We start from the raw sequence: 6,805 nt of genomic DNA, 5'->3' as shown, positions 1-6,805 counted from the left end.
CCAGCCTGTGTGCCATGAAAGATGGAAAAAGCATCGACAGCACTCTGGGCTTCACGGCGCTCGATGGACTCTGTATGGGTACGCGCCCGGGAGCCCTCGACCCGGGTGTGGTGCTCTATCTCTTTCAGACCCTGGGACTCTCCGCGAAGGAGGTGGAGACCATCCTCTACAAGAAATCAGGCTTGTTGGGCATCTCGAGCATCAGCAATGACATGCGCGACCTTCTCGGCAGGAGCGAGCCCGAGGCGCGCCTCGCGGTCGACTATTTCGTCTATCGCGCCGCCAAGGAGATGGGTGCGCTCGCCGCGGTTTTAGGCGGCATCGATGGGCTGGTGTTCACCGCCGGCATCGGAGAGAACTCCGCCGAGATCCGAAAGCGAATCGGCGAGGCTTCGGCATGGATGGGTATTGCCCTCGACACGGAGGCAAACGCCCGCGGGGGTCCGCGGATCTCGTCTTCCCAGAGCAAAGTATCGGCATGGGTGATATCGACAAACGAGGAGCTGATGATCGCCCGCCACACGGGAACGCTGCTCGGATTGAGGTGAGCCGGTTGTGAACGAGAGAAGTTAGGAGAACGACCATGGCGACAATAGCTTCACGGAAAAACGAGCTCATCCCCCAATGGGAGGGCTTCGAGACCGGCCTGTGGCAAAAGGAGATCAACGTTCGAGACTTCATCCAGCAGAACTACAACCCCTACGAGGGCGACGAGTCGTTCCTCGCGCCCGCCACCGAGCGCACGAAGAAACTCTGGGATCGATTGAACGAGCTCTTTGTCGAAGAGCGTAAGAAGGGCGTCCTCGACATCTCGCAGATTCCGAGCTCCGTCACCGCTCACGGCCCCGGCTACATCGATCGGGACAACGAGATCATCGTCGGCCTTCAAACCGAGGCGCCGCTGAAACGGGCCATAATGCCGAACGGCGGATTGAGAATGGTCGTGAACGCGCTCAAAGCCTACGGGTACGAGCCCGAACCACAGGTCGTCGAGATATTCACGAAGTACCGGAAAACGCACAACGACGCCGTGTTCGATGCTTATACCGCCGACGTGCGGAGCTGCCGCAGCTCCCACGTCCTCACCGGGCTCCCCGACGCCTACGGACGCGGGCGCATCATCGGCGACTACCGCCGCGTGCCCGTCTACGGGGTCTCTCGGCTCGTCGAGCACAAGAAGCGGGAGAAGGCCGCGCTCGACTCGGCCATGTCGACCGAGGAGATCATTCGCGACCGCGAGGAGCTCAGCGAGCAGATCCGAGCCCTCGAGGATCTGAAAAAGATGGCGGAGATGTACGGGTTCGACCTATCGGCTCCCGCCGCCAACGCCCGGGAGGCGGTCCAGTGGCTCTATTTCGCCTACCTCGGGGCAGTGAAGGAGCAAAACGGCGCCGCCATGTCCCTCGGTCGGACCTCCACGTTTCTCGACATCTATCTCGAGCGGGACCTTTTGGCCGCCAGGATCACGGAGCAAGAAGCGCAGGAGATCATCGATGACTTCGTCATCAAGCTGCGTATCGTCCGTTTTCTGCGGACGCCGGAGTACGACGAGCTCTTCGCCGGTGATCCGACCTGGGTGACCGAGTCGATTGCCGGGACCGGAGACGACGGGAGGACGCTGGTCACGAAGACGAGCTTTCGGTTTCTGCAGACGCTCTACAACCTCGGTCCCGCACCCGAGCCGAATCTCACGATCTGGTACTCTCCCCGTCTCCCGGATGGGTTCCGGAGCTTCGCCTCGAAGGTGGCGATCGACACGAGCTCGATTCAATTCGAGAACGACGAGATCATGCGCCGCTCCTGGGGAGACGACGGGGCCATCGCCTGCTGCGTTTCCCCGATGCTCGTGGGAAAACAGATGCAGTTCTTCGGGGCTCGCGCCAACCTCGCCAAATGCCTCCTGTACGCCATCAACGGCGGCCGGGATGAAATCACGGGTGACCAGGTTGGCCCGGCGAACGGCACCGTCCCCGGCGAGTACCTCGAATTCGATGACGTCATCGACCGCTTCGAAAAAATGATGGACTGGCTCGCCAGGGTCTACGTCAACGCGATGAACATCATCCACTACATGCATGACAAGTACGCCTACGAGCGGCTGGAGATGGCCCTTCACGACTACGCTCCCCTGCGAACCATGGCCTTCGGCATGGCGGGAATGTCCGTGGTCGCCGACAGCCTCTCGGCGATCCGTTACGCGAAGGTTCGCGTGGTCCGCGACGAGACCGGTCTCGTGACCGACTATCAGATCGAGGGCGATTTCCCCAAGTTTGGCAACAACGATAATCGCGTGGACCAGATTGCCACCTGGCTCGTCAGCACGTTCATGGCAAAGCTCCGGAATTATCCCACCTACCGCAACGCTCTTCACACGCAATCCATCCTCACGATCACGTCCAATGTGGTCTACGGAAAAAGCACCGGCAACACGCCGGATGGAAGACGGCAGGGGGAGCCGTTCGCACCGGGGGCCAATCCGATGCACGGGCGGGACAGCCACGGCATCCACGCCTCGGCCGCGTCGGTCGCCAAGATTCCCTACCGCGACGCCGCCGACGGCATCTCTCTCACGTCCACCCTACTCCCCGAAGGTCTGGGTCGAGTGGAGGAGGACCGGATCCTGAATCTGAGAAGCATGCTCGATGCGTTCTTCGGCGTGACCGGGTATCACATGAACGTGAACGTGCTGAATCGCGACACGCTTCTCGATGCCATGGACCATCCCGAGAAGTACCCGCACCTGACGATCCGGGTCTCGGGTTACGCCGTGAACTTCGTGCGGCTGACACGCGAGCAGCAGATGGACGTCATCAACCGCACGTTCCACGGCGAATCGAACTAGCATGCACCAGGAACCGAAAACTCCGCTCACGGCGAAGAGCCCGTTCGAGCTTCGCGTCAATCTCGGGCAGGGTGTCCCGGAAGCGGACGTACGGACGGCGCTCGCCACGGGAGACATGGGATTTCTTCATTCGTTCACCACGGGCTCGACCGTCGACGGCCCGGGTGTGCGGGTCGTTGCCTGGACGACGGGTTGCCATTGGCGATGCCTCTACTGCCACAACCCGGACACTTGGACGATGAGCAACGGCATTCCCGTAACCGTTGCCCGCGCCACCGAGGAGCTTCGCAAGTATCGTCAAGGGCTTAAGGTCATGTCCGGAGGGTTCACCTTGAGCGGCGGAGAGCCCCTCATGCAGGATCGCTTCGCGGTCAAGCTCTTTACCGCCGCGAAAGCCATGGGGATCCATACGGCTCTCGATACCAACGGCTCTTTGGGCGAGCGCCTCAGCGACGCGGAGTTGGAGACCATCGACCTCGTGCTGCTGGACATCAAGGCATGGGATCCGGAACGCCACCGACGTCTGACGGGAATGGAAGTCGGCCCGGTCCTCGATTTCGCCCGCCGCCTGGCCTCCAGGAAGAAACCGATCTCGCTTCGCTTCGTCCTGGTCCCCGGGTTGAGCGACGATCCGGAGGATATCGCGCAGATAGCGGGGTTCGCCGCGTCGTTGGGCAACGTCGAGCGGGTCGACGTGCTGCCGTTCCACCAAATGGGTCGATTCAAATGGAAGGAGCTGGGGCTCGACTACACACTCGGAGATGTCGACCCACCCGCCCGCGAAGCGGTGCAGAGGGTTTGCGACCAGTTCCGAGCGGTGGGGCTCAAGACGTACTGATCGAGAGAGCTCAAGGCCCTGAAAGCAGGTGCCGTCTTGGATCGGTAGGCAATCGGAGCCGATGGCGTCGGCCTCGACGATCGGGTAAAAGTAGGGATTCGTTCCAATGGGAGCTTCGGCTGATAAAACCTTCTCGAGGGGATATTCATATGGCACGATCTGGCATGACACGAAACGGGGCGATCTGGGTTCTGGCTTTTCTGTTCGGAAATGGCGTTTGTTTTGCGGAAGAGGTCTTTACCGCGACTCTCACCGCGGCGAGAGGCCTGGGGAAGAAGACGGCGGAGCTGACGTTGACCGTCACTTCTCGCACCACAGATGAAGAGGCGGCGAGACTTCAGCAGATCCTCGCGGAGCAGGGCTCGCGGGCCGCGATCGAGGCTCTCCGAGAGTTCGATCGTGGTATCGCCAAGATCACCGGCGGCCCGTCGAGCGTGATTCGACACATGAGAGTTCATCCCGGCCAGAACGGGGCGCGGGTCGTCATTATTACCGACAGCGCGCTGTACTTTCCCGAGGACGTGCCTTCTCCCTCGGAACCGATGGCCGAGGACTCCGTGGGGCTCATCGAGCTCGTGCTCAACAACGCCGGAAACGGCCGCGGCAACCTGGTCGAGGCTCTCGAAGTCAAGATTACCCCCGAGGGCGTCTTTCAGGTCGTCACCCCGGGAACGACCAAGATCGATCTCGAGAACGTCCAGCGGATTCGCTGAGCTTGCCCACGAGAAAAAGGGAATCATCCCGCGGTAATCTCACTCAACGGACTGAAGCGCAGCGCCGGCGTCCGCTTCGGAACGGGTCTCGTTCCCGAGGAACGCACTTCGGGGCGCTCGTCGCTTGTGCCGCCATTCTCATGCCCGGCACTTTGTTCGGGCGACCCAAAACCGACGTGGTCGTCCTCGACAACGGCGACCGCGTAACCTGCGAGATCAAGAAGCTTCAGAGAGGCAAGCTCACGGTCAAGACCGACGCTTTCGGCACCGTCTCGGTCAAGTGGAGCCGCGTCATCGGACTTTCGTCCGACTACTGGTACCAGGTGGAGCTCCAGTCGGGAGCTCGCTTCATCGGGCACATCGCGCTCGGAAACGAGAGCGGCCAGGTGGAGATCCGGGACATCGACGACGAAGGGAGAGCGGTCGAGATCCCGAGAATCATCGAGATCATACCGATCGAGGCATCGTTCTGGAGTCGCATCAAGGGTTCGGTCGACGCGGGATTCGACTTCACTCAGGCGAGCGCGGCGACGACCTGGTCCTCTTCGGCCGCGCTCGATTACCGCGTGCCGCGATTCGAGATCAACGTGGATTTCTCCTCGAACATCCAGAGCCAGGAGGGCGCCGATACGGTGAACCGGCAGTCCCTCCAGGCCTTCTACTCCCGCTACTACCAGGGCCGGTGGTACGCGGCGGCACTGGGGCAGGCGGAGAAGAGCCAAAACCAGGGTCTGGATTTTCGTGGCCTCTTCGGCGGAGGTGTCGGGCGGAGGCTCGTTCAGACGAATCGTTCGCGCCTGCGCGTGCTCAGCGGCGCGGCGTTCTCACGCGAGAAATTCGAGGATCGTTCCGAGTACGAATCGAACGCCGAGCTCGTGGGCGCGCTCGCCGCGGAGACGTTCCGCTTCGATAGCCCCGAGCTCGATTTGAGCGCCGGAACCGCCGTCTATGTCAACCTGAAGACTGCGGGGCGCTACCGCATTCAGGCAACCGGGAAGGCACGCATCGAGATCGTCAAGAACCTTTACTGGTCGTTCAGCATCTACGAGAGCTACGACAGCGATCCACCCAGCGATACCTCCCGTCGCAACGATTTCGGGATGACGACGTCCCTGGGCTGGACCTTCAACTAACCGCGCGCGAGTTTATTTGGTGTAGAACTCGATGGAAATCGTCTCGGTGAGGCACTCGAAGTGTTTCGTATTTCGAGTCAATAGGCGTCTTCCGGTCACGGCCGCCGTCGCGGCGATCGCGGCGTCCGGAAGCGACAAGTTGGAAAGACCGTGCTCGCGGCGCAGGGCGCCCGCGCGGCGGGCGATGGCCCGGTCGAGAGGAACTCGCTCCAGACATTCGAGCAGAGCTTCGTGCGCCTCTTCCTCACCAGGGCGCAACCCTTGCCAGAGCTCGATTTCGCTGATGGTCGAAAAGGCTCCTTCTTGCTCGCCTTCAATCATGCTACGAACGTAAGGAGCAACCCCCGGTCGTCCACAAAACCAGTCGATCAGAACGACGCTATCGAGAATCCACGCGGGCATCCGCGAGCTCCTCATCGCGCTCCCTGAGTCCGCGACGGCTCGACTCGAGAACGACGTCGGGGTCCAGATCACCCCAGATTCCGAAAGAGGCCATGGCCTTACGTCTGCGAACGTCTTCTGGCTCTTCCGGCGCAATGGACAGCTCGCCGCGGGTCCAACGCTCGAGAAGTTTCCGAAGAACTTCGGACAGAGTCGTTCCCTCAGCGGCGGCCCGCAGCTTGGCCCGGCGAAATAGCTTTTCGGGAAATGTGATGCTCGTTCGATGCATATATATGCCTCATCTATATGCCTATATTAGCCGGACGGGGGTGCGGGTTCAACCGCCGAGGAGTCTCATTGAGATCAGGTTTGGCGTTCTCGGTCGCCGAGCGCCGCGACGCAGGACGTGCCGCTTTCCTCCTCGCAAGGCACTTCAGTCCAGCCCTGACGTACGTCGGTGCCTCCGCAGTAGGTCTTCCCCTGCGCCATCGGGTTGTTGAGATAGGCGAGGATGGACGCGCAGGTTTCGTCCTCCGCGGGTTGAACCTTGCAGGTTCCCGGATACCTGGGGTTCTGAAAGCAGCAAGGCTCTTTGGACGGTTCTGACTGTTGTGGTTCCGCCACCCGAGCTTTCGCCGGCGTGGCAGATTCGAGCTCGGAGAATGGCGCCGGAATCGGTGTGGTGGAAATCGCGGCCATGGCCGCGGCGGCCGTTAGCAACAGAACGCGCTTCAGGATCATGTCAACCTCCTTCGTGCGTTGCATCGAGACGAGGTCCTTCACCTGCTGGAAGCTTTGAGCTGGATTGGGTCATGGAGCCCCTCCGGGGGTGGCGGGCGCAGCGATCCGGAAGAAAATGGTGTAGAGCACGGGAACGAAGACGAGCGTCAAGATCGTC

General features: G+C 61.4%; 8 protein-coding genes. 5 read left to right on the top strand and 3 right to left on the bottom strand.

The features are described 5' to 3' along the window. The 5 genes from VEK15_25110 to VEK15_25090 form a co-directional block, all read left to right on the top strand. On the top strand, window positions 1-548 hold a 548-nt coding region (locus VEK15_25110; GenBank protein ID HXV64003.1), incomplete at its 5' end, for an acetate kinase. Window positions 549-583: 35 nt separating this feature from the next. Continuing rightward, the gene (pflB, locus tag VEK15_25105) at window positions 584-2,842 is read left to right on the top strand and encodes a formate C-acetyltransferase (protein HXV64002.1); all 2,259 of its coding nucleotides are present in this window, start codon (window positions 584-586) and stop codon (window positions 2,840-2,842) included. Between the two features lies 1 nt (window position 2,843). Continuing rightward, on the top strand, window positions 2,844-3,680 hold the full coding sequence (gene pflA / locus VEK15_25100) for a pyruvate formate-lyase-activating protein (GenBank protein ID HXV64001.1): 837 nt from the start codon (window positions 2,844-2,846) through the stop codon (window positions 3,678-3,680). Between the two features lie 149 nt (window positions 3,681-3,829). Continuing rightward, window positions 3,830-4,393 carry a hypothetical protein gene (locus VEK15_25095; GenBank protein ID HXV64000.1) on the top strand — a complete coding sequence of 188 codons (564 nt, stop codon included), beginning with the start codon at window positions 3,830-3,832 and terminating at the stop codon, window positions 4,391-4,393. Window positions 4,394-4,533: 140 nt separating this feature from the next. Next, entirely contained in the window at window positions 4,534-5,526 is a 993-nt protein-coding gene (locus VEK15_25090; GenBank protein ID HXV63999.1) for a DUF481 domain-containing protein, read from the top strand. Window positions 5,527-5,538: 12 nt separating this feature from the next. On the opposite strand, the gene VEK15_25085 is transcribed toward VEK15_25090, so the two are convergent. From VEK15_25085 to VEK15_25075, 3 genes are all read right to left on the bottom strand, one after another. Next, window positions 5,539-5,928 (bottom strand): PIN domain-containing protein, encoded by a 390-nt coding sequence (locus tag VEK15_25085; GenBank protein HXV63998.1) that lies wholly within the window; start codon window positions 5,926-5,928, stop codon window positions 5,539-5,541. Further along, window positions 5,906-6,196, bottom strand: a complete 291-nt coding sequence (locus tag VEK15_25080; GenBank protein ID HXV63997.1) for a hypothetical protein — start codon at window positions 6,194-6,196, stop codon at window positions 5,906-5,908. The genes VEK15_25085 and VEK15_25080 overlap by 23 nt, the downstream gene beginning before the upstream one ends. Before the next feature lie 74 nt (window positions 6,197-6,270). Beyond that, on the bottom strand, window positions 6,271-6,648 hold the full coding sequence (locus VEK15_25075; protein ID HXV63996.1) for a hypothetical protein: 378 nt from the start codon (window positions 6,646-6,648) through the stop codon (window positions 6,271-6,273). Between the last annotated feature and the right edge of the window lie 157 nt (window positions 6,649-6,805).

The sequence above is a fragment of the Vicinamibacteria bacterium genome (genome assembly GCA_035620555.1).
Lineage (GTDB): Bacteria > Acidobacteriota > Vicinamibacteria > Marinacidobacterales > SMYC01 > DASPGQ01.
Note: the sequence above shows the minus strand (reverse complement) of the source record. Positions and strands in the feature narration are given on the sequence as shown.